Origin of the sequence: Streptomyces cacaoi (assembly GCF_006539165.1) — a bacterium.
In the GTDB taxonomy this organism is placed as follows: domain Bacteria; phylum Actinomycetota; class Actinomycetes; order Streptomycetales; family Streptomycetaceae; genus Streptomyces; species Streptomyces cacaoi.
Genome location: NZ_BJMM01000032.1, coordinates 68,054 through 91,399, shown reverse-complemented (window position 1 = coordinate 91,399; position 23,346 = coordinate 68,054). Strand labels below are relative to the sequence as shown.

Annotated in this window: 16 protein-coding genes; 4 read left to right on the top strand and 12 right to left on the bottom strand. The window is 74.7% G+C overall.

The genetic code is table 11. The features are described 5' to 3' along the window. Nucleotides 1-1,827, top strand: a 1,827-nt coding sequence (locus SCA03_RS25050; RefSeq protein WP_141275667.1) for a transketolase-like TK C-terminal-containing protein, incomplete at its 5' end; no start/stop codon positions are given. Between the two features lie 238 nt (nucleotides 1,828-2,065). On the opposite strand, the gene SCA03_RS25045 is transcribed toward SCA03_RS25050, so the two are convergent. From SCA03_RS25045 to SCA03_RS24995, 11 genes are all read right to left on the bottom strand, one after another. Then, on the bottom strand, nucleotides 2,066-3,067 hold the full coding sequence (locus SCA03_RS25045) for a proline racemase family protein (RefSeq protein WP_086814979.1): 1,002 nt from the start codon (nucleotides 3,065-3,067) through the stop codon (nucleotides 2,066-2,068). Then, nucleotides 3,067-3,960 carry a dihydrodipicolinate synthase family protein gene (locus SCA03_RS25040; RefSeq protein ID WP_086814981.1) on the bottom strand — a complete coding sequence of 298 codons (894 nt, stop codon included), beginning with the start codon at nucleotides 3,958-3,960 and terminating at the stop codon, nucleotides 3,067-3,069. Before SCA03_RS25040 ends, SCA03_RS25045 begins: the two co-directional genes overlap by 1 nt. Before the next feature lie 152 nt (nucleotides 3,961-4,112). Further along, nucleotides 4,113-5,702, bottom strand: a complete 1,590-nt coding sequence (locus SCA03_RS25035; RefSeq protein ID WP_086814980.1) for an NAD(P)/FAD-dependent oxidoreductase — start codon at nucleotides 5,700-5,702, stop codon at nucleotides 4,113-4,115. Next, nucleotides 5,699-7,324: an FAD-dependent oxidoreductase gene (locus SCA03_RS25030; protein ID WP_212767364.1), complete on the bottom strand. Its 1,626-nt coding sequence runs from the start codon at nucleotides 7,322-7,324 to the stop codon at nucleotides 5,699-5,701. The genes SCA03_RS25035 and SCA03_RS25030 overlap by 4 nt, the downstream gene beginning before the upstream one ends. 76 nt (nucleotides 7,325-7,400) lie before the next feature. Beyond that, nucleotides 7,401-7,988, bottom strand: coding sequence for a helix-turn-helix domain-containing protein (locus SCA03_RS25025; protein ID WP_030894424.1), 588 nt, complete (start codon nucleotides 7,986-7,988; stop codon nucleotides 7,401-7,403). Nucleotides 7,989-8,154: 166 nt separating this feature from the next. After that, on the bottom strand, nucleotides 8,155-9,792 hold the full coding sequence (locus tag SCA03_RS25020) for a gamma-glutamyltransferase (RefSeq protein ID WP_170298030.1): 1,638 nt from the start codon (nucleotides 9,790-9,792) through the stop codon (nucleotides 8,155-8,157). Beyond that, nucleotides 9,789-11,207 carry an MFS transporter gene (locus SCA03_RS25015; RefSeq protein WP_030885873.1) on the bottom strand — a complete coding sequence of 473 codons (1,419 nt, stop codon included), beginning with the start codon at nucleotides 11,205-11,207 and terminating at the stop codon, nucleotides 9,789-9,791. Before SCA03_RS25015 ends, SCA03_RS25020 begins: the two co-directional genes overlap by 4 nt. Before the next feature lie 96 nt (nucleotides 11,208-11,303). Further along, nucleotides 11,304-13,037: a hydantoinase B/oxoprolinase family protein gene (locus SCA03_RS25010; RefSeq protein ID WP_141275666.1), complete on the bottom strand. Its 1,734-nt coding sequence runs from the start codon at nucleotides 13,035-13,037 to the stop codon at nucleotides 11,304-11,306. 47 nt (nucleotides 13,038-13,084) lie between these two features. Then, on the bottom strand, nucleotides 13,085-15,154 hold the full coding sequence (locus SCA03_RS25005) for a hydantoinase/oxoprolinase family protein (protein WP_030885877.1): 2,070 nt from the start codon (nucleotides 15,152-15,154) through the stop codon (nucleotides 13,085-13,087). A gap of 8 nt (nucleotides 15,155-15,162) precedes the next feature. Beyond that, the gene (locus SCA03_RS25000; RefSeq protein WP_086816790.1) at nucleotides 15,163-16,077 is read right to left on the bottom strand and encodes a PfkB family carbohydrate kinase; all 915 of its coding nucleotides are present in this window, start codon (nucleotides 16,075-16,077) and stop codon (nucleotides 15,163-15,165) included. Next, nucleotides 16,077-17,117 (bottom strand): SIS domain-containing protein, encoded by a 1,041-nt coding sequence (locus tag SCA03_RS24995; RefSeq protein ID WP_030885881.1) that lies wholly within the window; start codon nucleotides 17,115-17,117, stop codon nucleotides 16,077-16,079. The genes SCA03_RS25000 and SCA03_RS24995 overlap by 1 nt, the downstream gene beginning before the upstream one ends. A gap of 175 nt (nucleotides 17,118-17,292) precedes the next feature. On the opposite strand from SCA03_RS24995, the gene SCA03_RS24990 reads away from it, so the two are divergent. Together SCA03_RS24990 and SCA03_RS24985 are read left to right on the top strand one after the other, a co-directional pair. Continuing rightward, nucleotides 17,293-18,441, top strand: a complete 1,149-nt coding sequence (locus tag SCA03_RS24990; RefSeq protein WP_086816792.1) for a LacI family DNA-binding transcriptional regulator — start codon at nucleotides 17,293-17,295, stop codon at nucleotides 18,439-18,441. 44 nt (nucleotides 18,442-18,485) lie between these two features. After that, nucleotides 18,486-19,694, top strand: coding sequence for an NAD(P)/FAD-dependent oxidoreductase (locus tag SCA03_RS24985; RefSeq protein WP_086816794.1), 1,209 nt, complete (start codon nucleotides 18,486-18,488; stop codon nucleotides 19,692-19,694). A gap of 45 nt (nucleotides 19,695-19,739) precedes the next feature. On the opposite strand, the gene SCA03_RS37335 is transcribed toward SCA03_RS24985, so the two are convergent. After that, entirely contained in the window at nucleotides 19,740-21,686 is a 1,947-nt protein-coding gene (locus SCA03_RS37335) for an eCIS core domain-containing protein (protein ID WP_086816796.1), read from the bottom strand. Between the two features lie 433 nt (nucleotides 21,687-22,119). Here SCA03_RS37335 and SCA03_RS24975 point away from each other — a divergent pair, with 433 nt between their 5' ends. Then, nucleotides 22,120-23,346, top strand: a complete 1,227-nt coding sequence (locus tag SCA03_RS24975) for a cytochrome P450 (RefSeq protein ID WP_030885888.1) — start codon at nucleotides 22,120-22,122, stop codon at nucleotides 23,344-23,346.

Below are 23,346 nucleotides of genomic sequence, written 5' to 3'. Positions count from 1 at the left end.
GGCAACTTCAAGATCGTCCAGGAGCTGGAGGCCCAGTTCCGCGCCGCCGGCTGGAACGTCGTCAAGACGCTCTGGGGAGCCGACTGGGACCCGCTGCTGGCGGCGGACGCCGACGGCGCCCTCGTCCGCCGGCTCACCGAGGTCTCCGACGGGCAGCTCCAGACGTACGCGGCGCGCGACGGCGGCTACATCCGCGAGCACTTCTTCGGCGCCGACCCCGCGCTGCGGGCCCTCGCCGACCGGTACTCGGACGCGGACCTGGCCCGCATCGTCGGCACCTCACGCGGCGGGCACGAGCCGCGCAAGGTGCACGCCGCCTACCGGGCGGCCGTGGAACACCGGGGAGCGCCGACGGTGATCCTGGTGCAGACCGTCAAGGGCTGGACGCTGGGCCCCGGTTTCGAGGCGCGCAACGCCAACCACCAGATGAAGAAGCTCACCGGACGCGAGTTCCGCGCCATGCGCGATCTGCTCGAACTCCCCATCCCCGACAGCGCGTTGGGCGACGAGCTGGTGCCCTACGCGCACCCCGGGCCGGACTCGCCCGAGGTCCGCTACCTCCAGGAGCGCCGGGCCGCGCTGGGCGGGCCCGCGCCCGAGCGGCGGGTCGTGCCGCGCCCGCTGCCGCAGCCGGCGGACAAGGCGTTCGACGCGCTCAAGAAGGGCTCCGGCAGCCAGGAGATCGCCACGACCATGGCGTTCGTCCGGCTCGTCAAGGACCTGATGCGGGACAAGGAGACCGGCCGGCGCTGGGTGCCGGTCGTCCCCGACGAGGCGCGCACCTTCGGCATGGAGTCGCTGTTCCCCTCGGCCGGCATCTACTCGCCGCGCGGCCAGACCTACGACCCCGTCGACCGCGACCAGCTCCTGTACTACAAGGAGGCCGAGGACGGCCAGATCCTCAACGAGGGCATCACCGAGGCCGGTTCGGTCGCGTCGTTCACCGCGGCGGCCACCGCCTACGCCACCCACGGCGAGCCGATGATCCCCTTCTACATCTTCTACGCGATGTTCGGCTTCCAGCGCACCGGCGACCAGTTCTGGGCACTGGGCGACCAGCTCGGCCGCGGCTTCGTCGTCGGCGCCACCGCGGGCCGGACCACGATGACCGGCGAGGGCCTCCAGCACGCCGACGGCCACTCCCAGCTCCTCGCCTCCGCCAACCCCGCCTGCCTGCCCTACGATCCGGCCTTCGCCTACGAGGTGGCCGTCATCGTGCGGGACGGTCTGCGCCGGATGTACGGCGAGACGCCGGAGGACGTCTTCTACTACCTCACCGTCTACAACGAGACGAAGGTCCAGCCGCCCATGCCGCAGGTGCCCGGCATCGAGGAGGACATCGTCCGCGGGCTCTACCGCTACCGCCCGGCCGAGGCGGGAGTGCCCGCCGACGCGCCGCGCGTCCAGCTGCTCGCCTCCGGAACGGCCGTCCACTGGGTGCTCCAGGCACAGCAACTCCTCCAGGAGGAGTGGGGAGTCGCCGCCGATGTGTGGTCGGCGCCGTCCTGGACGATGCTGCGCCGCGAGGCCATGGACAGCGAACGGGAGGGCCGCACGCCCCATGTCGCCCGTGCGCTCTCCGGCGCCCCGGGTCCGGTGGTGGCCGTCAGCGACTGGATGCGGACGGTGCCCGACCAGATCCGGCCCTGGGTCGAGCAGGAGTGGCTCTCCCTCGGCACCGACGGCTTCGGGCTGTCCGACAGCCGGGAGAACGCACGCCGGTACTTCGGCGTCGACGCCGGCTCCGTCACCACCGCCGTGCTCGGCCTGCTCGCCCGCCGCGGCGAGGTGAAGCCGGAGGTTCCGCGGGAGGCCGCACGGCGGTAAGGGACGGCCGGCTGACACCCCGCCGGGCGCTCTCCGGACGCCCCCCCGGACGCTCCGGCGCACCGCCGGACGCTCCGGCGCACCGCTGAACTGCCGCCGGACCGGGGGCCGTTCGCCGTCGCCTCACCACCTGCCGGCCGCCGCCCCGTTGTTGATCCGTTGGGGGCGGCGGCCCGCCGGGGTGGCGGCGTTCCCGGGGGCGGAGCCGTGTGCGGTCACCGGACCACAGCGTGCGCGGTCACAGGACGAAGCCGTGGGGGAAGGGGTCGTCCGGGTCCAGGAGGTAGGTGGCGGTGCCGGTGATCCAGGCGCGGCCGGAGACCTCGGGGACGACGGCGGGCAGGCCGCCCACCTCGGTGGTCGCGGTCAACCGCCCGGTGAAGCGGGTGCCGATGAAGGACTCGTTGACGAACCCGGTGTCCAGCGGCAGTTCGCCGCGTGCGTGCAGCTGCGCCATGCGGGCGGACGTGCCGGTGCCGCAGGGCGAGCGGTCGAACCAGCCCGGGTGGATCGCCATCGCGTGGCGCGAGTGCCGGGCGTCGGAGCCGGGAGCGAGGAACTGGACGTGCTTGCAGCCGCCGATGCCGGGGTCGGCGGGGTGCACCGGCCGGTTCTGCTCGTCGATCGCACGCATCAGGGCGAGCCCGGCGGCGAGGATGTCGTCCTTGCGTTCCCGGGCGAACGGCAGCCCCACGGCGGCGAGTTCGACGATGGCGTAGAAGTTCCCGCCGTACGCCATGTCGTAGCGGACCTCGCCCAGGCCGGGCACGGTCACGGCCGCGTCCAGCGCGACGGCGAACGAGTCCACGTTGCGCAGCGTCACCTGCTCGGCCACCCCGTCCCGGACGGCGACCCGCGCCTCCACCAGCCCCGCCGGGGTGTCCAGCCGGACGGTGGTGACCGGTTCGGACACCGCGACCATGCCGGTCTCGACCAGGACGGTGGCCACCCCGATGGTGCCGTGCCCGCACATCGGCAGAAAGCCGCTCACCTCGATGTACAGCACGCCGAAGTCGGCGTCCGGCCGCGTCGCCGGCTGGAGCAGCGCGCCGCTCATCGCCGGGTGCCCGCGCGGCTCGTCGACGAGGAAGCGGCGCAGCTCGTCGAGGTGCGCGACGGCGTAGCCGCGGCGCTCGGCCATCGTCGCGCCCGGCACCGGCGCGAGACCGCCGGTGACGACCCGTGTGGGCATGCCCTCGGTGTGCGAGTCCACCGCGCTCAGTGCGCGTACCGCGCGCATCAGCCCGCGTCCCCGGTGAGCGCGGCGATCGCGCGGTCCAGGTCGGCCGCCGCCTGCCGGTGGTGCGCGGGTGTGAGCGGGCCGCGCGGTGGGCGGCACGGGCCGCCGTACCGGCCGACGCGGTCCATGCCGAGCTTGATCGCCTGCACGAACTCGGTACGCGAGTCCCAGCGGAAGGCCGCCACCAGCGGCTCGTAGAGCGCACGGGCCTCCTCCACACGGCCCGCGCGGCCCAGCTCGTACAGCCGCCGCGACTCCCGCGGGAAGACGTTGGGGAACCCGGCGAACCAGCCCGACGCGCCCATCAGCAGGCTCTCCACCACGACGTCGTCCGCCCCGCACACCACCTTCAGGCCGGGCGCGCGCTCCCGGATCTCCAGCACGCGCCGCACATCGCCGGAGAACTCCTTGACGGCGACGACGTGCTCGACGTCGGCCAGCTCGGCGAGCAGCTCCGGCGTGAGGTCCACCTTGGTGTCCAGCGGGTTGTTGTAGACCATGACCGGCAGGCCCACCGAGGCCACCGCCTCGTAGTGCGCCACGATCTCGCGGGGGTCGGCCCGGTACATCGTGGGCGGCAGACACAGCACACCGTCGGCGCCGTCCTCCGCCGCCGCCTGGGCCCACGCGCGCGCCTGGTGCGAGCCGGGCGCGTGCACCCCGACGACGACCTTGCCGACGCCGCGCACCGCCTCGACCGCCGTACGGGCGACCGCGCGGCGCTCCTGCGGCGTCAGCGAGGAGTACTCCCCCAGCGAGCCGTTCGGGCCCACGCCGTGGCAGCCGTTGTCGACGAGCCAGCGGCAGTGCGCGGCGTAGCGGTCGAGGTCGACGGCGAGCCCCGCGGGGGCCGAGCGGTCCTCCCGGTACGGCAGGGCCGTCGCCACGATCAGCCCACCGAGACGTGCGCCGTCGTCGTCCTCGCTACCCCCTGCCCTGCCGCCGCCTCGGCTCTCGCTGGTGCTGAGGCTGGTGCTGTCGCTGTCGCCTCGGGCGTTGTCGCCTCGGGCGTTGCCGTCGTCGTTCCTGTCGTTGCCGGTGCTGTTCACGGTGCCTCCCTGGCGTGCGGGCCGGCGGTGCCCGGTGGCCGCAACCGGGCGGGCTGCCGGGCGAGTTCACCCAGCCGGACGGGCTGGGCCAGCGGGCGGTCGGGCGGGGTCTCGGGGCGGCCGGTGAGGTGGGCGACGGCGGACCGGCAGAACCTGCCCTGGCAGGGACCCAGCCCGGCGCGGGCGGCCAGACGCGCGGCCCGCTCGTCGGGCACGGTGTCGCCGTACGCCTGGCGCAGCGCGGCCAGATCCGTCTCCTCGCAGCGGCAGATGACCGTGTCGGGGCTGAGCCAGTCCGGCCAGCGGCGGCCCACCGGGTGTGCCCGGCGCAGCCGTTCGGCGAAGGCGCGGCCCTGGTCGCGGGCCCGGCGCAGCGCCGCGAGGGGGCGGGCGGCGCGGTCTCCGCCGGCCGCCGACCAGCCGGCCAGCGCGCCCTCGGCACGGGCCGCCGGCGCCCCGGCGATGCCGGTGATCTCCCCGGCCGCGTACACACCGGGCACGGTGGTGGCCTGGTCCGCGTCGACGGTGACGAACGGGCCGCCGGGCGTGGTGTGCAGCGTGCACCCGGCGGCGACCGGCAGCTCCAGCTGCGGTGTGAAGCCGTGCGAGACGCACACGGCGTCCACGGCCACCGTGCGCCGCGTCCCGGGCACCGGGCTCCAGTCCGGACGCAGCCGGGCGGTCACGACCTCCTCGACCCGGCCGTCGCCCCTTGCCTCGACGACGGCCTCGCCGGTGCGGAACGGCACCCGGTGCGCGGCCAATTGATTGGCGTAACGGGCCAGTTCGGCGGTCCTGCCGGTGTGGCGCGGCAGCTCCCACGGGCTGCTGAGCCAGCCGCGTGCGAGGGCCCCGGTGCCGCCCGCCTCCAGGATCTGCGCGACGGTCGCGCCCACCGCCAAGAGGGACGCCGCCACCGGCAGCAGAAAGGGGCCGCTCCCGGCGACGACGACGCGGTGGCCGACCGCCACCCGCTCCCCCTTCGCGAGGGCCTGCGCGGCACCGGCCGTGTACACGCCCGGCAACTGCCAGCCGGGGAAGGGCAGTACGCGGTCGTGGGCGCCCGTCGCCAGTACCAGGGCGTCGGGGTCGGCGGTACTGCGGGGCCTGTCGGCGGCCGTACCCCCTGCGGCCTGAACGCCCTCTGGGAAGTGTGTTCCGCCTCCGCCCGGTTCGCCTTCGGTCAGCCGTGCGCCCTCTGCGTCCTGTGCGTCCCGCGCGTCCTCTGCGTCCGGTGTCCCCGCTCCGGCCCGTGTGCCTTCTGCGCCGTGCACGAGGTGCACCCGGGGCGGACCTGGTGGCTCGGTGGGGGCGCGGCGTTCCAACGCCCAGACGGCGGTCGCCGGAAGCCACGCGCTGCGGGGGTGGCCGAGCACACGGTCCCGGCGCTCCGTGAACGCGCCGCGGCCCGGCTCCACTTGGGGCGCTGCCGTCGTCTGGGTGTCCGACGGTGCGCGATGGTACTGGCCGCCCGGGGTGTCCGCGCCGTCGACCAGGGTGACGCGGGCTCCGGCCGCCAGCGCGGCGTCGGCGGCGGCGAGACCGGCCGGGCCGGCGCCGACCACCAGGACCCAGCGGCGCCTCACCGGGCGTCCCCGCGCGGCCGGTCCCGGTCCGGTGCGGGGCGGTGCCCCGTGTTGGTGCTCCGGGACTGCGACGTGAGCACGTCGCCGTCCGCGGCGCGGCGGCGGCAGGCGCGGACATCGGGTTCGCCGTTGACGGTGACGAGGCAGTCGAAGCAGGTGCCGATGGCGCAGAAGAGGCCGCGGGGCGCGGACGTCGTGGTGCGGCGCCAGCTGGTTCTGCCTGCCGCCAGGAGGGTTGCGGCCAGGGTTTGGCCCTGCGTGCCCTGCACGGGGGCGCCGTCCACTGTGAGGTGCAGCTCTGTGCCACCTCCCGGCTTCCTCCGGGGCTTCGCCCCTTTCCCCCTTGGCCTCGCCGGCCGGGCGTCAGGGGGCTCCGCCCCCTCTAGGAGACCCCCGCTGCGTGGTGCCCCCCATCGCGTATCGGGCCTGTTCGCACTCTGTTCCGGAGTGGCGCTCCCTTCAGTCACTTCTGTCACCGCCGGGCGGTCCACGCGGAAAGGGGTGGGGTCCAGGGGTGGGGTTTCGTCGAGGAGGAGGGTGCGGAGGAGGTGGGCTGTGCCCAGGGAGAGGCCGATGCCGGCGCCTTCGTGGCCGGTGGCGTGCCAGAGGCCGGGGAGGCGGGGGTCGGGGCCGATGACCGGGAGGTGGTCGGTGACGTAGGGGCGGAAGCCGCCGTAGGCCCGCATGGCGGGGACGCGGGCGAGGGCCGGGAAGAGGCGGACGGCCTTGGCGGCGACGGCGGACAGCACCTCCGGGCGCAGCCGGTCGTCGAAGCCGACGCGGCGGCGGGAGGAGCCGATCAGTACGGTGCCGGCCGCGGTGGACTCCACGACGGCGGAGGTCTGGAGGGTTCCGTCGCCGCTGCCGACGGCGTCCACGTAGTCGGCGTCGTAGACCTTGTGGAAGACGGTGGGCGGCAGCGGGGTGGTGACCAGGACCTCGCCGCGGCGCGGGTGGACGCCGAGGAACACGCCCAGCCGGGCGGAGAGTTCGGCCGACCACGGGCCGGCGGCGTCGAGGAAGACCTCGGCCTCGTGGCGGCCGGTGTCGGTGCGGACGGCGGTGAGCCGGCCGCCGTGGACGACGGCGGAGCGGACCTCCTGGCAGGTGTGCACGCGTGCCCCGGCGGCGCGGGCGTCGGCCAGCAGCACGGTGGCGGCGGCGGCCGGCTGCACCTGGGCGTCGTCGGGGTAGTGGACGGCGGCGGTGTGTCCGGCGGTGATGTGTGGTTCCGCGTGGGCGAGTTGCGCGCGGGTGAGGGGCTCGGCGCGGACGCCCGCGGTGCGCTGTCGGTCGGCGAAGGCGTGCAGGGCGTCGGCGCCCGCCGCCGTCGTCGCGACGACGATGCCGCCCTTCGCCGCCCACTCGGCGCGGGCGGCGGCCGTCTGGCCGAGCGGTCCGGCCGCGACGGACTCCAGCGTCCGCGGCCACAAGTCGCGGGAGAGCTGGGCGAGTTGGAGTTCGGGGCCGGGTTCCTTGTCGGAGACGAGGATGTTGCCCTCGCCGTGTGCGGTGGTCGCGCCCGCCGCCCCGGCCCGGTCGAGGACGGTGACGTCGAAGCCGGCGTGCGCCAGTTCGCGGGCGCACGCCGCGCCCACGATGCCCGCGCCCAGTATCACCACGCGCGTTCCGTACACCGCACCCCCTCTGTTCGGTACAGCGAACGGAATCGAGGCTAGGAGCGCGGCGCGAGGAGCGTCAATGGTCGTGCACGGGCTCCGTCGCGGCGGTGGTCCTGTAGTGCAGGAGCAGCACCGAGCGCACCGCCTCACCGGCCGCCTCGTAGGAGTGCGGCAGCGAGCCGTCGAAGCCGACGTAGTCGCCGGGGCCGAGTTCGGTCCGGTGCCCGTCCACCGTCACCAGGAGCACGCCGTCCTGCACGACGGTGTGCTCGGTGCCGGCGTGCCCGAGCGACTTCTGCCGGGATCGGGCGCGCACCCGCTGGTCGTAGAGTTCGACGGTGGTGTCGCCCGAGGTGATGCGGCGCAGCGCCCGCAGGTCGACGCCTTCCCCGCTGAGCACCTCGACCTCGGCGGCCCGCACCACCGTGAACGGTCGCGGTGCGGGCGCGTCCAGCAGCGCGGAGATGGGCACGTCCAGCGCGCGGGAGAGGCTGAAGACCGTCTCGATGGTGGGGTTGCCGGACCCCGACTCCAGTTGGGAGAGCGTGGCCTTGCCGATGCCGGAGCGCCGGGACAGCTCCGAGAGGGACAGCCCGTGCCGCTCCCTGGCCCGCTTGAGGTTGCCCGCCAGCAGGGCGCGGATCGACTCGTCGGTGCCCGCCACATGTGCTCCTCGGCTCCGGATCTGTTCCGTATACCGAACAAGCTGGGGAGGGGCGTGTTCGGCGCACCGATCAGTGTCGGGGGTGGCACCCCCGAGCGCAACGCCGGTGGGAGCCCGGGCGCGACGCCGGTGGGAGCCCGGGCGCGACGCCCGTGGGTGCCGTCGCTCAGGCCGCCTCGGCCGCCCCCACCCGGCGCGGGTCGGCGCAGGCGCGGGCGGCGCCGGTGTCCGGATCCAGCGTGATGCCCTCGAAGTTTCCGGTCAGCGCGCTCCACGGGTTGACGACGCGGGTCCACAGCCGCTCCCGCCCGGCCCAGGACCGCACCTCCCGCAGGACGGCCTCGTCGAACCCCGCCTCCAGGAGGTTGCCCGGCTCCCAGCCGCGTTCGGGGGTGTGCGGGCGGGCGCCGAAGCGGGGCGCGCGGACGGAGTCCTCGATGCTCATGCCGAAGTCGAGGATGTTGACGAGGTTCTGGAGGACGTTGGCCACCAGCGACACCGAAGGCGACCCGGACACCAGCACCGGATTCCCGTCCCGCAGCACGAGGTTGGGCGCCAGGTACACACAGGCGCGCTCGCCCGGCTGCGGCATCACCCGCTGGAAGAAGGAGCCGCCGCCGGAGAGCTGGAAGCCCTCGGCGAACAGGCCGTTGACGAAGCCGGAGCACATGTGGGAATGGGTGAGCGCGACGGTGTCGCCCGCTGCGTCGACGACGCTGATGTGGATCGTGCCGGGCGCCGGGGTCGCCGACGCCGGCGGCACCGGCTCCAGCAGCGCCGTCCGGGTGCGGGCGTAGCTCTTGGACAGCAGCAGTTCGAGCCGCTCGCGGTCCTCCTCCAGGCCGTACCGCAGGGGCGGCGCGTAGTAGGCGGTGTTGTGCGCCTGGATGAGCAGCCGCAGCGTCTCCGGGTCGGCCGACGGCGGGCCCAGGCGCGGCAGATCCACGGTCTCCAGCATGTTCAGCGCCGAGATCAGCTGGACGCCGCCGTCGTCGGGCGGCGGCGCCGCGACGATCCCGGCGCCGCGGTAGGTGCCGCGCACCGGCTCCTGGACGCGGGCGCGGTAGGCGGCGAAGTCCCGCTCGTGCAGCACTCCCCCGTCGGCGCGGGCCGCGGCGGCGACCGCGCGGGCGAAGTCGCCGAGGTAGTAGTCCATGCCCTCGTCCCGCAGCCGCTCCAGGGTGCGGGCGGCGCGGGGCTGGGTGATGACCTGGCCGGGGACGGCGAGATGGCCCTCCGCGAAGAAGACCTCGCGCATCTGCGGGGAGGCGCCCAGGTGTGCCTGTTCCCCGTAGGCGATGCCGTACAGGAACGGGTTGACCTCGAAACCGTCGGTGGCCGCCGCGAGCGCGGGGGCCAGCAGACGGGCGCGGTCCCGGGTGCCGAAGCGCCGCCGTGCCTCCTCGAACGCGGGCCACCAGCCGGGCACGGGGACGCCGCGGCCGCGGGTCAGGTCGGCGCCGGAGAAGTCGGGCAGCGGCGCGAGGGGTGCGGCCACGTTGCCGTTGACGTAGGTGGCGGCGCCGGTGGCCGCGCTGCGGTGCAGCAGGCTGAGGCCGCCGGTGGGCGAGGTCATGTGCGGTTCGACGACGAGCTGGGTCGCGGCGGCGGCGAGCGCCGCGTCGACGGCGTTGCCGCCCTCGCGCAGGATGTCGCGTGCGGCGCGGGTGGCCAGCGGGTGCGAGGTGACGGCGAGCCCGCCGCTGCCCTCCACCGGTGGCTTGGGCCCGTAGCGTGCGGCGGGCACCGGGTCCGTGCCGTCCGTCTGCCATGTGCCGTGCGCGGCACGGTCGTTGGTGCTCACTTCTCCTCCGGTGCGGGCTCGGGGCCCGGGGACGGTGCGGGCGATTCGCGGGCCTCGTCGATGGCCTTCGGCAGGGCGAACGCGGCGACGAGGGCCGAGACGAGGCAGATGAGGGCCATGTACCAGCCGAACGAGACCTCGGTGCCGGTCAGCGACACCAGCCAGGTCGCCAGCAGGGGTGCCGTACCGCCCAGCAGGGTGGTGCCCACGTTGTAGTTGAGCGCGGCGGCCGTGCCCCGCACATGCGGCGGGAAGCTCATCACGTAGGCGGTGGTCAGCGGCGCGCCGACGATGTTGTTCAGCACGGTGAAGACGACGACGGCGACGAACGCGAGCGCGAACGAGCCCGACTCGATGGCGACGAACGTCGGCACGGTGAACAGCACGAACACGCCGTAGCCCCACACCAGCAGCCGCCGGCCGCCGTACCGGTCGGCGACCCTGCCGCCCCAGACGGCCGCCGGGGCGCCCACGACGTAGGTGAGGATGGCGGCCAGCAGCGCACGGTCCTCACCGAAGCCGTTGTGCACCAGCGCGGTGACGAAATAGCTCTGGATCATGAAGGAGCCGACGCGCTGCCCGGCGCCGAGTCCGATGGCCCGCAGCATGTCCCGCCAGTGGCCGCGCACGGCCTCGGTGAACGGCGCCTGCTCGGTGCCCTCGGCCCGCGCCTCCTCCAGCACCCTGCGGTACTCGGGCGCCTCGGTGGTGCGCCGCCGGATGTAGAGCGTGACCAGGGACAGCGGCGCGGCGAGCAGGAACAGCACGCGCCAGCCCCAGGAGTTGAAGCTCTCCCCCGGCAGCGTGACGATCAGCGCGTACGCCAGGACGGAGGCGATGAGCGGGCCGAGCGAGGTGGAGCCGACGCTCCAGCCGGACAGATAGTTGCGCCGGTTGCGCGGCCCGTGCTCCAGCAGGAAGTTGCTGGCCACGGTGTACTCGGCGCTCGCACCGAGCCCCTGCACGAGGCGGCACAGCGCCAGCAGCACGGGGGCGGCGATCCCGATGGCCGAGTAGCCGGGGAGGACGCCGATGGCCACCGTGCCCACGGACATCAGCGAAATGGTGACCGTGAGGACGAACTTGTGCCCCTTCAGATCGGCCACCCGTCCCATCAGGGTGCCGCCGACGGGCCGGATCGCGTAGGAGAGGATCAGGCCCAGATAGGTGGAGATCAGCGCCGCGGTGCCGTCGCCCTCGGGGAAGAAGGTGCGGGACATGACGACGGCGAGGATCCCGTAGAGGGCGTTGTCGTACCACTCGACGGCGTTGCCGAGCATGGCCGCCCACAGCACCCGGCGCCAGGAGGTGTTTGCGGCGTCGGCGGGCGGCGGGGCGGTGGAACGTGCGGTGGTGTCCGCGGCTGTGTCGCGGTGGGCGGGTGGGGGGACCGGTGGTGCGGGGGTGTCCGTCATCGCACACCTCCTCTTTCTGTCCTGGGGCGGGTCCTTGGTCCGGGGCCGGAGGGCCGGGAGTCGGGGGCCCGGCGGGGCCGGGCCCGGGCTGGGGCGTCAGGCGTCCGGGGGCGTGGTGCCTTCCCGGGTGTCGCGCTCGGCGGCGGCCGGGTCGCGCTCCGCGGGGTCGCCGTAGCCGCCGGCGCCGGCGGTGACGACGCTGACCCGGTCGCCGGGGCGCAGCACGGTGTGGCCGCGGACCACCGGCCGGGCGCCCTCGCTGAGTTCGACGCGGGCGCTGCTGCCGGGCAGTCCGCCGAACAGGCCCCAGGGCCGGGACCTGAGCCGGCTGGTGTCGAGCCAGAACTGGACGCCGTCGGCCTCGCCGGTACCGCTGTCGGCGCCGGACGCGTCCCGGGCGCCGTCCGGGCTCCCGGCGTCGCCGGAGGGCGTGCCCTTCCCGCCGGTCCCGGCGCGGCTGTCCTCGACGCGTACCGTCCGCCGGATCCCCATGCCGCCGCGGGTGCGCCCGGCCCCGCCGGAGCCGGGCACCAGCTCGTACGCCTCGACCATCAGCGGGTACTCCGTCTCCAGCGCCTCCACGGGCAGGTTGGAGGTGTTGGTGACGTGCACCTGGACGCCGTCCAGGCCGTCCTTGCCGGCGCGGGCGCCGGAGCCGCCGCCGATGGTCTCCAGATAGACGAAGTAGCGGCCCCTGGCGTGGTCCCAGCCGGAGAAGTGCACCCCGGTGTTGGCGCCGTTGGAGGCGGCCGTCACCCGCTCGGGCACCGCGGGCGCGAGGGCGCCGTGGATGAGGTCGACGACGCGCTGGCAGGTCTCGGTGCGGCCGTTGACGGCGGCCGGCTCCACACAGTTGACGATGCTGCCGAGCGGTGCGTCGATCCGGATGGGGCGGTGCAGCCCCGCGTTGGACGGGATGTCGGGGTCGACGAGGGTCTTCACCGCGTAGTAGACGGTGGCGTACAGCGCGGTGCGCACCATGTTCACCGAGGCGCGCACCTGCCCGGGGTTGCCGGCGAAGTCGAAGTGCAGCTCGTCCCCGTCGACGGTCACCCGCAGCCGCAACTCCAGCTCGGTGTCCTCCAGTTCGGGGCAGTCGAAGCGGTCGGTGAACGCGTAGGTGCCGTCGGGCACCTCGGCGATGGCGGCGCGGGTGCGGCGCTCGGTGTAGTCCAGCAGCGCGGCGGCCGTCTCCAGCATCGTGGCCCGGCCGTACCGCTCGACCAGTTCGCCGTAGCGGGTCACGGCCAGCCGGTTGGCGGCGAGCTGGGCGCGGAAGTCGGCCCGGCGCTCGGCCGGCACCTGGCAGTTGGTGAGGACGAGCTGGAAGACGTCGTCGACGATCTCCCCCTCGCGGGCGAAGCGCACCGGCGGGATGCGGACGCCCTCCTGGAAGATGTGGGCGTGCCCGCGGTCGCCGAAGTCGGCGTGGTGGGCGAGGTTGGCGGCCCACGCGGTGAGCCGCCCGTCGGCGAAGACGGGCGTGACGAGCACCATGTCCGGCAGGTGCGAACCGCCGCCGGAGTAGGGGTCGTTGCTGAGGAAGGTGTCGCCCGGCCGGATGTCCTCGACGGGGAAGCGCTCCAGCACGGCGGAGACCACGCCGATGAGCGAGCCGAGGTGGATGGGCGAGGCCTGCTCGGCCTGCGCAAGCATATGGCCGTCGGCGTCGAACAGCCCGGCGGTGCAGTCGCGGCGTTCCTTGATGTTGCTGGAGTAGGCGGCGCGGACGAGGGTCTCGCCCATCTCCTCCACGAGGGAGGACAGCGCCGCGCCCATCACCTCGACCAGGACGGGGTCGGGCGAGGGCGGGGTGGCGGTGTCGTTCATCGGGTTTCCTCTGCGGCTGGTGCGGCGGTTCGGGGCGGCGGGTGCGGTCAGCCGCCCACCGCGATGACGAGGTTGGAGTGGTCGTCCACGGTGAGGACGTCGCCGGGCAGCAGCACCGTCGTGGTGTCCATCTGCTCGACCACGGCGGGCCCGGTGACGCGGTTGCCGGGGCGCAGGTCGGCGCGCCGGTGCACGGGGACGGACACGAAGCCCTCGCCCTGGAGGTGCATCTCCCGGTGGCCGGTGAGCGAGGCGGAGGCGTCCTCGCCTGCGGGCTCCTCGCGGGGCAGCTTCGCCTGCGGCACCGCGCCGACCGCCTGGAGCCGCACCGTGACGGCCTCGACGGGTTCGTCCGGCGCGTCGTAGCCGTACAGCCTGCGGTGCTCGGCGGCGAAGGTCTCCAGGACGCCGGCGAGCGCCGCCGCGTCCAGCGGCCCGGCGGGCACCGGCACCGGGATCTCGTGGTTCTGCCCGGCGTAGCGCAGTTCGGCGGTGCGCTCCAGGCCGCGGTCCGCCTCGGGGATCCGCTCGGCGTCGAACCAGGCGGCGGCCTCGTCCTCCAACTCGGCCCACAGGGCGCCGAGTTGCCCGGCGGTGCGCTCCGGGTCGTCGGTGAGGCGCTGGATCCGGGTGCGGGAGAAGTCGGCGCGGACGTCCGTCATCAGCAGGCCGAGCGCCGACTGGGCGCCGGGCGTGGGCGGCACGAGGACGGTGCGCATGCCCAGTTCGCGGGCGAGCTGGGAGGCGTGCAGCGGACCGGCGCCACCGAACGGGACGAGCGTGTAGTCGCGCGGGTCGTAGCCGCGCTGGACGGAGATGACGCGGATGGCCCGGGCCATGTTGGCGGTGACGACGCGCAGGATGCCGTGCGCGGTCTCCTCCACGCCGAGCCCGATGCGCTCGGCGATCCGCCCGACGGCGGCCCGTGCGGCCTGTTCGTCGACGGGCATCCGGCCGTCCAGCAGATGCACCGGGTTGAGGGTGTGCAGGACGATGTCGGCGTCGGTGACGGTCGGCTCCGCGGTGTCGGACGCCTTGCCGTAGCAGGCCGGGCCCGGGTCGGCGCCGGCGCTGGCCGGGCCGACCTTCAGATGCCCGCCGGCGTCCACCCGGGCGAGCGAGCCGCCGCCGGCGCCGACGGTGTGGATGTCGAGCATCGGCGTGCGCACGGGCCGCCCGTCCAGCTCCATGCCGGTGGTCACCTTGGGCACGCCGTTCCGGACGAGGGAGACGTCCGAGGAGGTGCCGCCCATGTCGAAGGTGATGAGGTCCGGGTGGCCGGCGGCGGCACAGAGGCCGGCGGCGCCGACGACGCCGGTGCTCGGCCCGGACAGCACCATCCGCACCGGCAGTTCCTCGGCCGCCTCGAACGGGATGATGCCGCCGTTGGACTGGGTGACGTGCGGGACGGCCGCCAGTCCGCGCTCGGCCAGCCGCTGCCGCAGCTTGGCGAGGTACTCGGCGACGACGGGGCCGACATAGGCGTTGGTGACGACGGTCGACAGCCGCTCGTACTCGCGGAACTCCGGCAGCACCCGGCTGGAGAGCGAGAGATGGGCGCCGGGCAGCTCCTCGCGGAGGATCTCCCCGATCCGCTGCTCGTGCTCGGGCCGCAGGAAGCTGTAGAGCAGACAGACGGCGACGGACTCGACTCCGGCCTCGCGCAGGGTGCGTGCGGCGGCGCGTACCTCGTCCTCGTCCAGCGGCGTCTCGATGCTGCCGTCGTGCCGCACCCGTTCGGTGACCTCCAGGCGCAGGTCCCGGGGCGCGAACGGGGCGGGCTTGTCGGCCTGGAGGTCGTAGAGCCGGGGCCGCCGGCCGCGGCCCAGCTCCAGCAGGTCGCGGAAGCCGCGGGTGGTGACGACGCCGGTGCGGGCGCCGCGGTGGGTGAGCAGGGCGTTGGTGCCCACGGTGGTGCCGTGGGCGAAGTAGCCGACGTCGGCCGGGGAACGGCCGCCGATCTGCTCCAGGATCTGGTCGAGGCCCTCGACGATGGCCAGCCCCGGGTCCTGCGGGGTGCTGGAGACCTTCCGTACGTGCAGGGCGCCGGTCTCCTCGTCGAAGGCGACGACGTCGGTGAAGGTGCCGCCGGTGTCGACACCGATGCGCAGGGTCATTGCCGTTCCTACCTGTCCTTGCCGTGCGGCCGCCGTGCGGACGGCCCTTCTCCTGCCGCTGCCCGCGCGACCTCGGGGGCGCCGGGCCCCTGGGCGGCCAGCGGTGCGCCGTGTCCGAACCCGCCGTGTGCCGTGCAGGCCAGCGCCGCCGCCCGCGCCGCCCGCGCGAGCGCCGGGCCGGGGTCGCCGCCCGCCGCGAGGGCGGCCAGCAGTGTGCCGGTGAAGGCGTCACCGGCGCCGAGCGTGTCGACGGTCCGCGCGGGGGCGGCCGGCTGCCGCCACCACGAGACGCCGTCCGTCAGCAGGGCGCCCGCGCCGCCCCGGGTGGCGAGCGCCCAGCGGGTGCCGCGGCGCACCGCGTCCTCCAGCAGCCCGGCCGCCGCGTCCTGATCCAGCTGGGAGGCGGAGAAGGCCGCGAGGAACAGATGCGGGTACAGCCCGGCCGCCCAGGGCTCGCGCCAGTGGTGCGAGAAGTCGAAGGAGACGCGGGTGCGGGCGGCCAGCCGCGGCACCTGGTCGACGAGGGAGCCGCTGTAGGCGGTGTGCGCCACGTCCCAGGCGGACAGCTGCGCCAACTCGTCCTCGTCCAGGGCGAATTCGGACACCCCGTCGTCGGATCCCTTGAAGACGCGGTCCCCGCCGACGAGTCCGACCTCGGCCCAGGCGTTGGGCCCGGGCGCGGTGCGCACCCGGCGGGTGTCGACGCCTTCGGCGGCCAGGGCGCCGCGTACCACGGCGCCGGCCGGGTCGTCGCCGGTCACGCCCCAGTAGCCGGAGGCGGCCCCGGCCCTGCGGGCGTACACGGCCACGTTGACGGCGTTGCCGCCGGGGTACATCACGCCGAGGTCCGGGTACCGGTCGACGACGTTGTCGCCGATGCCCAGCACCCGCGCGGGTGCGCCGGGCGGCTCGGGTGCGCCCATCAGTAGTCCACCCGGTACATGTAGCGGCGCTGCGCGGGGTTGTGCCCGCGCTCGGCGGCGCAGAAGTCCAGCAGCCTGCGGGCGGCGCTCGCCACGGCCAGCGGGCTGATCAGGCCACGCTGGGCCGCGGGGACGCCGGGCAGGGTGAAGTCCTTGGAGTCGAGGACGGACCAGGTGTCGTAGTACCGCTCGGCGAAGGCCACGGCGCGCTCGCCCATCGCGCGGGTCTCGTCCTCGCCGTTGAGGACGAGGACGGGGTGCTGGCCGACGATCTCGAAGGGGCCGTGGAAGAAGTCACCGGCGTTCACGGCGGAGGCGTGCAGCCAGTTCATCTCCTGGAGATAGCAGGCGGCCAGCGCGTTGGCGGCGCCGAAGTTGGGCCCGGCTCCCAGGACGTAGACCAGCCGTGCGTCCCGCCACTGGGCGCCGACCCGCTCGCCGAGCGGTGCGACCTCGTGCTTGGCCGCGGTCAGCGCCTCGGGCACGGCGGCGACGGCCCGCCAGGCGCCCTCGGGGTCGGGCAGCGCGCCGGCGGCCTCCAGCACGGCGAGCGCGAGCTGGGTGAAGTGGATGGCCTTCGGCTCGGTGACGGTGACCTCGCTGGGGTAGTCGAACAGCGCGTCGGCCTCCTCGGCGAGCGGCGAGGTACGCCCGTCGGCGCAGCGCGCGATACCGGCCACCGTGGCCCCGGCCTTCTTCGCGAGGCGGACGGCCTCCAGCGTCTCGGGGGTGGCACCGGAGTGCGAGGAGGCGACGACGAGGGCGCTCTCGTCCAGCCCGGCCAGCCCGCGGTGGATCATCTCGCCGGCCGTCATGCGGTACGCGGCGGGCCCGTGGGAGTGCCGCTCCATGAGGTCCTGGGCGGGGAAGGTCGAGTAGTAGGAGCCGCCGCAGCCGACGAAGTAGACGGTGCGCAGGCCGCGTTCGACGAGGCGGGCGGCGAGGGCGCGGGCGGCGCCGGCCTGGGCGACGGTGTGTTCCAGGGTCGGGGTGAGGTCGGCGGCCGGCGGTGCGGGGGCGACGGTGACGGGCGAGGCCATGGGGGTCGTTCTCTCCTTGCGACGCGGTGAGCGGCGCGACTGAGAAGGTTCTCAGTCGGACGCTGAGAACCTTCTCAACGCGGTTAGACTGGCGTCAAGAGGTCGCGGGCGTCCCCTCGCTGAGGAACACGCCAGGCAACGGCCCGACACCGGACGGGAACAGGAGAGGCGCGGGGTGCAGCACAAGGAGCGACGGGGCGGACCGCCCAGCATCGTCGAGGTCGCCCGGGCCGCAGGGGTCTCCACCGCGACGGCGGGCCGCGTCCTCGGCGGCTACGGCCACGCCGGCGCCGCCTCCCGCGCCAAGGTCGAGGAGGCCGCACAGCGCCTCGGCTACCGGCCCAACGGCCTGGCCCGCAGCCTCATCCACGGCTCCACGCAGACGGTCGGCGTCGTCGTCACCGACGTCGGCAACTCCTTCTTCGCCAGCGCCGTCCGCGCGCTGACCGACGTCGTCCGCGCCGCCGGCTACGAGATACTCCTCGCCAACACCGACTCCGATCCGGCCGCCGAGCAGCGCGCGCTCCAGATCATGTGGGAGAAGCGCGTCGACGGGCTCGTGCTGGCACCACAGGGGCCCGGCACCGCCGAGCGGCTGCGGCCCATGGCGGAGGCGGGCCTGCCCACCGTGCTGCTCGACCGCCCGCTCGCCGCCCTCCCGCACGTCGACCAGGTCACCATCAACAACACCGCGTGCGCCCGCAGCGCCGTCGGCCATCTGACGCGTCTGGGCCACCGCCGTATCGCCGTCGTCAGCGAGGCCGCACGCGACCTCGACCGGCTGCGCGACGCCCGCGTCAAGGACGGCGACGACGAACGCCCCAGCGCCGCCCGGCTCGTGGGCCACCTCGCAGCGCTTCGCCGCGCCGGGATCGAACCCGACCCGGAGCTGGTCGTCCACTCCCCCTACGACCGGCACGCCGCCGAGCGGTCGGTGCGCCGGCTGCTGCGCCGCAACCCGGAGGTGACCGCGCTGTTCTGCACCGACAACGTGCTCTCCTCCGGAGCCGTCGCCGCCCTCCAGGACAGCGGGCGCTCCTGCCCCGGCGACATCTCGCTCGTCGGCTTCGACGACCAGGACTGGACGACGCTGGTCCGCCCCCGGCTCACCGTCGTACGGCAGCCCCGGCGCGAGCTGGGCACGGCCGCCGGCCGCCGGCTGCTGGAGCGGATGGCCGAACGGGAGCGCCACGCCGGTCAGGAGAGCGCGCAGGGCGCGGGCTCCGGCGCCGCCGCCGGTGAACGCATCGTGCTGCGGGGCAGGTTGATCACCCGCGAGTCCACCGGCCCCGCACCCGGCACCGCCCGCACCCCGTCCGCCTGACCACCGGCGCCCGCCGGGACGCCGTCCGCCGAGGAGGAGCCCGCATGCCGTCCCCCGCCCGCATCGTCGTCATCGGCGCCGGAGTGCTCGGCGCCGCGCTCGCCCACCGGCTGACCGACCCCGCGGCGGCCTCCGGCCCGCTCCCGCACGTCACCGTGCTGGACCGGGAGGCGCCCGCGCACGGCACCTCCCGCTGGAGCCTGGCCTGGCTCAACTCCAACGGGGTCACCGACCGCCGCTACCACGAGCTGCGCACCGGCTCGCTGCGCGCCTGGGCCCGGCTCGCCCGGGCGGCCGACGGACGCGACTGGTACCGCCCGGTCGGCAACATGCGCTGGTCGTCCCCGGCGGCCGGCGACCGGGACGACACCGCGCGCGAGGGCCCGGCCGCGCGGGTGCGGCGGCTGCGCGACTGGGGCTACCCGGCCGAACTCGTCCCGGCCTCGCGCGTCGCCGCCCTCGAACCCGCCCTGCGGCTGCCGGCGGACGTGCGGGAGGTCGCCTGGTACCCGGAGGAGGGCTATGTGCGCACCGAGCCCCTGGTGACCGGCCTGCTGGAGCGGGTGACGCACGCCGGCGGCGAGGTCCGCACGGGCGTCGCCGGACACGTCGTCGGACTGGAGCACACCGCACGCGCCGACTCCGGTCCCCCGGAGGGCAGTTGGACGGTGCGCACCGCGGACGGCGGCGCGCTGCACGCGGACGCGGTGGTGTGCTGCGCGGGCCGCTGGACGCCCGGCGTCACCGCGTTCGCCGGGGCGCCGGTGCCGCTCGTGGACCCGGTGGCCGCCGGCTCGGCGGCGCCGGGGCTGGTCGTCCGGGTGGGCCCGGCGCGGACACCGCTCACCCGTGTCGTGCACACCCCCGACGTCCATCTGCGCCCGCACGACGAGGCGGCCGGCACCGTCCACCTGGAGGCCGGTGACGTCCACGTCGACCTGCACACCCCGCCGGACGTCCTCGACCACTGGGCCGGCACGCTGCTCGACCGTGCCCGCGCGCTCGTACCCGGCCTCGCCCACGCGCGGGTCCTCGAACGCCGGGTGTGCGTACGGCCGTTGCCGCTGGACGGGCTGCCGGTCGTCGGCCCGCTGGATCCACCCGGCGCCGGACGGGGGCCGTACGTCGTCGTCACCCACAGCGGCGTCACACTGGCCGCCGGGCTGGCGGAACTGGTCGCCGCCGAACTGCTCACCGGAGACCCGCAACCGGCCCTGGAGCCGTACCGCCCACACCGCCCGCACCGGGGCTGACCGCTCGGGCGGGGGCGCGCCTGGTCCGCGTACAGCCGGCGCCGGTCAGCCCGCCCCGGGGCGCGGCCGTGCGCCGACCGTACGGCGTCGATGGTCGGTGGAGGTCTCCAGGCTCTCCGGGCGCAGGAACCGGCGCAGCCAGCCGCGCATCTGCTCGATGAGCGTGTCGAAGTCGGCGGGCAGATCGCCGTCGGCCATCCGCAGCACCTCCTGGGCCAGGCCGGTGGCCAGGATGTTCCCGGTCACGGCGGCCTGGTCGGCCAGCGCGCGGTAGGTGGTGGACGTCGCGTCCTGACCGGTCACCGGAATGTCGATGTCGAACGAGTCGACGATGGACTGGATGAACGTGCGGGCGTCGGTCGCCACCACGCCATTCAGGGTGTCCCGGACCTCCGTCCAGACCCTCTGGTCCTCGTTGGCGCGACCGGCCCCGTCGCGGGCCCGGTCGCGGACCCGGTCGAGCAGTTCGCCGTCATCGGTGTACTCGGCGAGTCTGGCCGCGAGTTGCTGGCGCACCCGGTTGATCGACTGGTTGGCGACGCTCTCACCGGCCCACAGGTTGAACGGATTGTTCGACAGCAGCCTCATCACCCGGTCGATGACCTGGCACAGACGCGTCCGCAGTTCGGCGGAGGTCGTGCCGCCGGACGCCGAAGGCCCAGGACCGTCTCCGGTGAGAACGCCGCTCATGGGACTGCCGCCGCGGACACTCGCTGACTCCGCTGACTCCGCTGGCTGCGCTGGCTGCGACGCCTCCGCCATCTCGACGTCACCGTCGGAGTCGGCCGCCGCCACCTGCGCCTGCTCCCTGTCGAGTTCGGTCCAGGTGCTCTCCTCCTCCAGCACCCGGATCAGCTCACGCAGCCGGTCCTCGGGGTGCTCCCCCGGGGCCAGGGCACGGTTGAAGATGTTCTGGAACGCGTCGCGCATGGTGTGCCACGCGATGATGTGCCGGCGGTCCTCGGTGTTGGTGGTGACGATCTGGCCGGCCGCGGTGTCCCAGCCGGGACGTCCGGCCATCTCGACGTGTGCCCCGGTGCCCTCGTCCGACCGCGCGGCCCTGACATCGACGTTCAGACGGCCGCCGCTGCTGCTGCTCCGCCGCCGCACGAGCCAGTCCATCAGCGCGTCGACGAACGGGCCCAGGGTGCGGTCGGCGCCGACCACCGGGTCGTCCTGCAACGGGACCAGTTCCCCCACCGCCGCGCCGAGAACGCCGCCGCTGTCCGGCCGCACGTACACATCGCGGGGGCCGTAGGACAGGCGCATCGGCTCGCCGCGGATCAGCTCGTGCCACTTGATCGCGGCCACGCCCCGCGCGGCGTCCAGCCGCGGGTCGGTCGCCCGGCCCTGGTGGGCGGCCTGGCGCCGCGTGAGCCTGCTCTCCCCGGTGGGAATCTGCACGGGAACGGTCAGCTCCGTCGTGCTCAGCCAGTCCATGATCTGGTGTATCTGCTTGGCGTCCAGCTGCCGTCCGGAATCGATGTCCACGATCCGGGCCCGCTGCACCGGCCGCTGCCCCGCCGGACCGCCGGGGCCCGGCCGCCCCGCGGCACCCGGGACAGCCGCCGGACCGGCGCCCTCGCCCGGCAGGGGTCCGCGCAGCGCCCTCGTGGCCGACTCCTCGGCGGCGCGCTCGAAGGCGTCCGAGGGATCGCTCACCGACAGCCCGGCCCCGTTGTCGGTACCCGCCACCGGGCCGGACCGCTGCTGGATCACATGCGTCAACTCGTGTGCGAGCGTGTGCCGGTCACCACCGCCCCGGCCGAGCACGATGTGCTCCCCGGAGGTGTAGGCGCGGGCGTCCAGCGCGGCGGCCGACCGCTGCGCGGCCGGGCCGGTGTGCAGCCGCACCGTGGAGAAGTCCGCGCCCAGGCGCGCCTCCATCTCCGCGCGCAGCGGCCCGTCCAGCGGGGTACCGGGCCGGCGCAGCACGCCGGGCACGCCCGGGCCGGGCCCGTCCTCGTCGCCGGCACGCCGGACGGTGAGCATCCGGGTCACGGCGGCATTGCCGATCGCACGTTGCAGGGCCTGGACCGCCTGCGGCGACAGCGGCCCCGGACCGGCCGGTGTGCCGGCCCCGGCCGCGGTGCCGCCGCCTCGCCGGTCCGGCCGTGGCCCCGCGGCCTGCCGGGACGGCGCCCCGTCCCGGCGGTGATCGTGGTGGGCACGTGGCACCGCTTCTCCCCACGCTCGCGAGCCGGGTGGACGGCGGCGACACTGCCACGGACCGTCGCGGGCGGGAAGGCCCTCCGGTGCAGAGCCGGGGGCAGTGCCACTGCCCGCCGCACGGCCGCCGACGTCCCGGGCGGGCCGCGAACGGGCCCTTCGGCCCGGCCGATCGGGTCCGCACCGGGTCTGTCCCGGCCGTCAAATGATCAATAACCTGGTGCGGAAACACCGGTCACCGACTTCAGGGAGCCCCATGTCCACCGCGCAGCAGGTGCCCGACATCCTCTCGCCCGAGTTCGCCGCTGACCCCTATCCGGCGTACCGCGTGATGAGGGAGAGCGCGCCCCTCATCTGGCACGAGGCCACCGGGAGTTGGATCATCTCGCGGTACGAGGACGTCGAGCGCGTCTTCAAGGACAAGGGCGGCCAGTTCACCACGGACAACTACGACTGGCAGATCGAGCCGGTGCACGGCAGGACGATCCTCCAGATGAGCGGCCGGGAACACGCCGTGCGGCGCGCCCTCGTCGCCCCCGCGTTCCGCGGCAGCGAGTTGCAGGAGAAGTTCCTGCCCGTCATCGAGCGCAACTCGCGGGAGCTGATCGACGCCTTCCGGCACACCGGCTCCGCCGACCTGGTCACCGACTACGCCACCCGCTTCCCCGTCAACGTCATCGCGGACATGCTGGGCCTCGACAAGGCCGACCACGCGCGCTTCCACCGCTGGTACACCGCCGTCATCGCCTTCCTCGGCAATCTGACGGGCGACCCGGAGGTGACCGCGGCCGGGCAGCGCACCCGCGTCGAGTTCGCCGAGTACATGCTGCCGATCATCCGCGAGCGCCGGGACAACCTGGGCGACGATCTGCTGTCCACGCTGTGCGCGGCCGAGGTCGACGGTGTGCGCATGAGCGACGAGGACATCAAGGCGTTCTGCAGCCTGCTGCTCGCCGCCGGCGGGGAGACCACCGACAAGGCGATCGCCAGCATCTTCGCCAATCTGCTGCTGCACCCCGAGCAGTTCGCCGCCGTCAAGGAGGACCGCGGACTGATCCCGCTGGCCTTCGCGGAGACGCTGCGCCACACCCCGCCGGTCCACATGATCATGCGGCAGTCCGCCACCGAGGTCGAGCTGAGCGGCGGCACCATACCCGCCGGCGCCACCGTCACCTGCCTGATAGGCGCCGCCAACCGCGACGAGAACCGCTACCGCGACCCGGACCGCTTCGACATCTTCCGCGACGATCTGACCACCACCACGGCCTTCTCCGCCGCCGCCGACCACCTCGCGTTCGCGCTCGGCCGGCACTTCTGCGTCGGTGCGCTGCTCGCCAAGGCCGAGGTCGAGACCGGTGTGAACCAACTCCTCGACGCCCTGCCGGACCTGCGCCTGGCCGACGGCTACGACCCGGCCGAACAGGGCGTCTTCACCCGCGGCCCGCAGACCCTGCCGGTGCGGTTCACACCCGCCGCCGGCTGA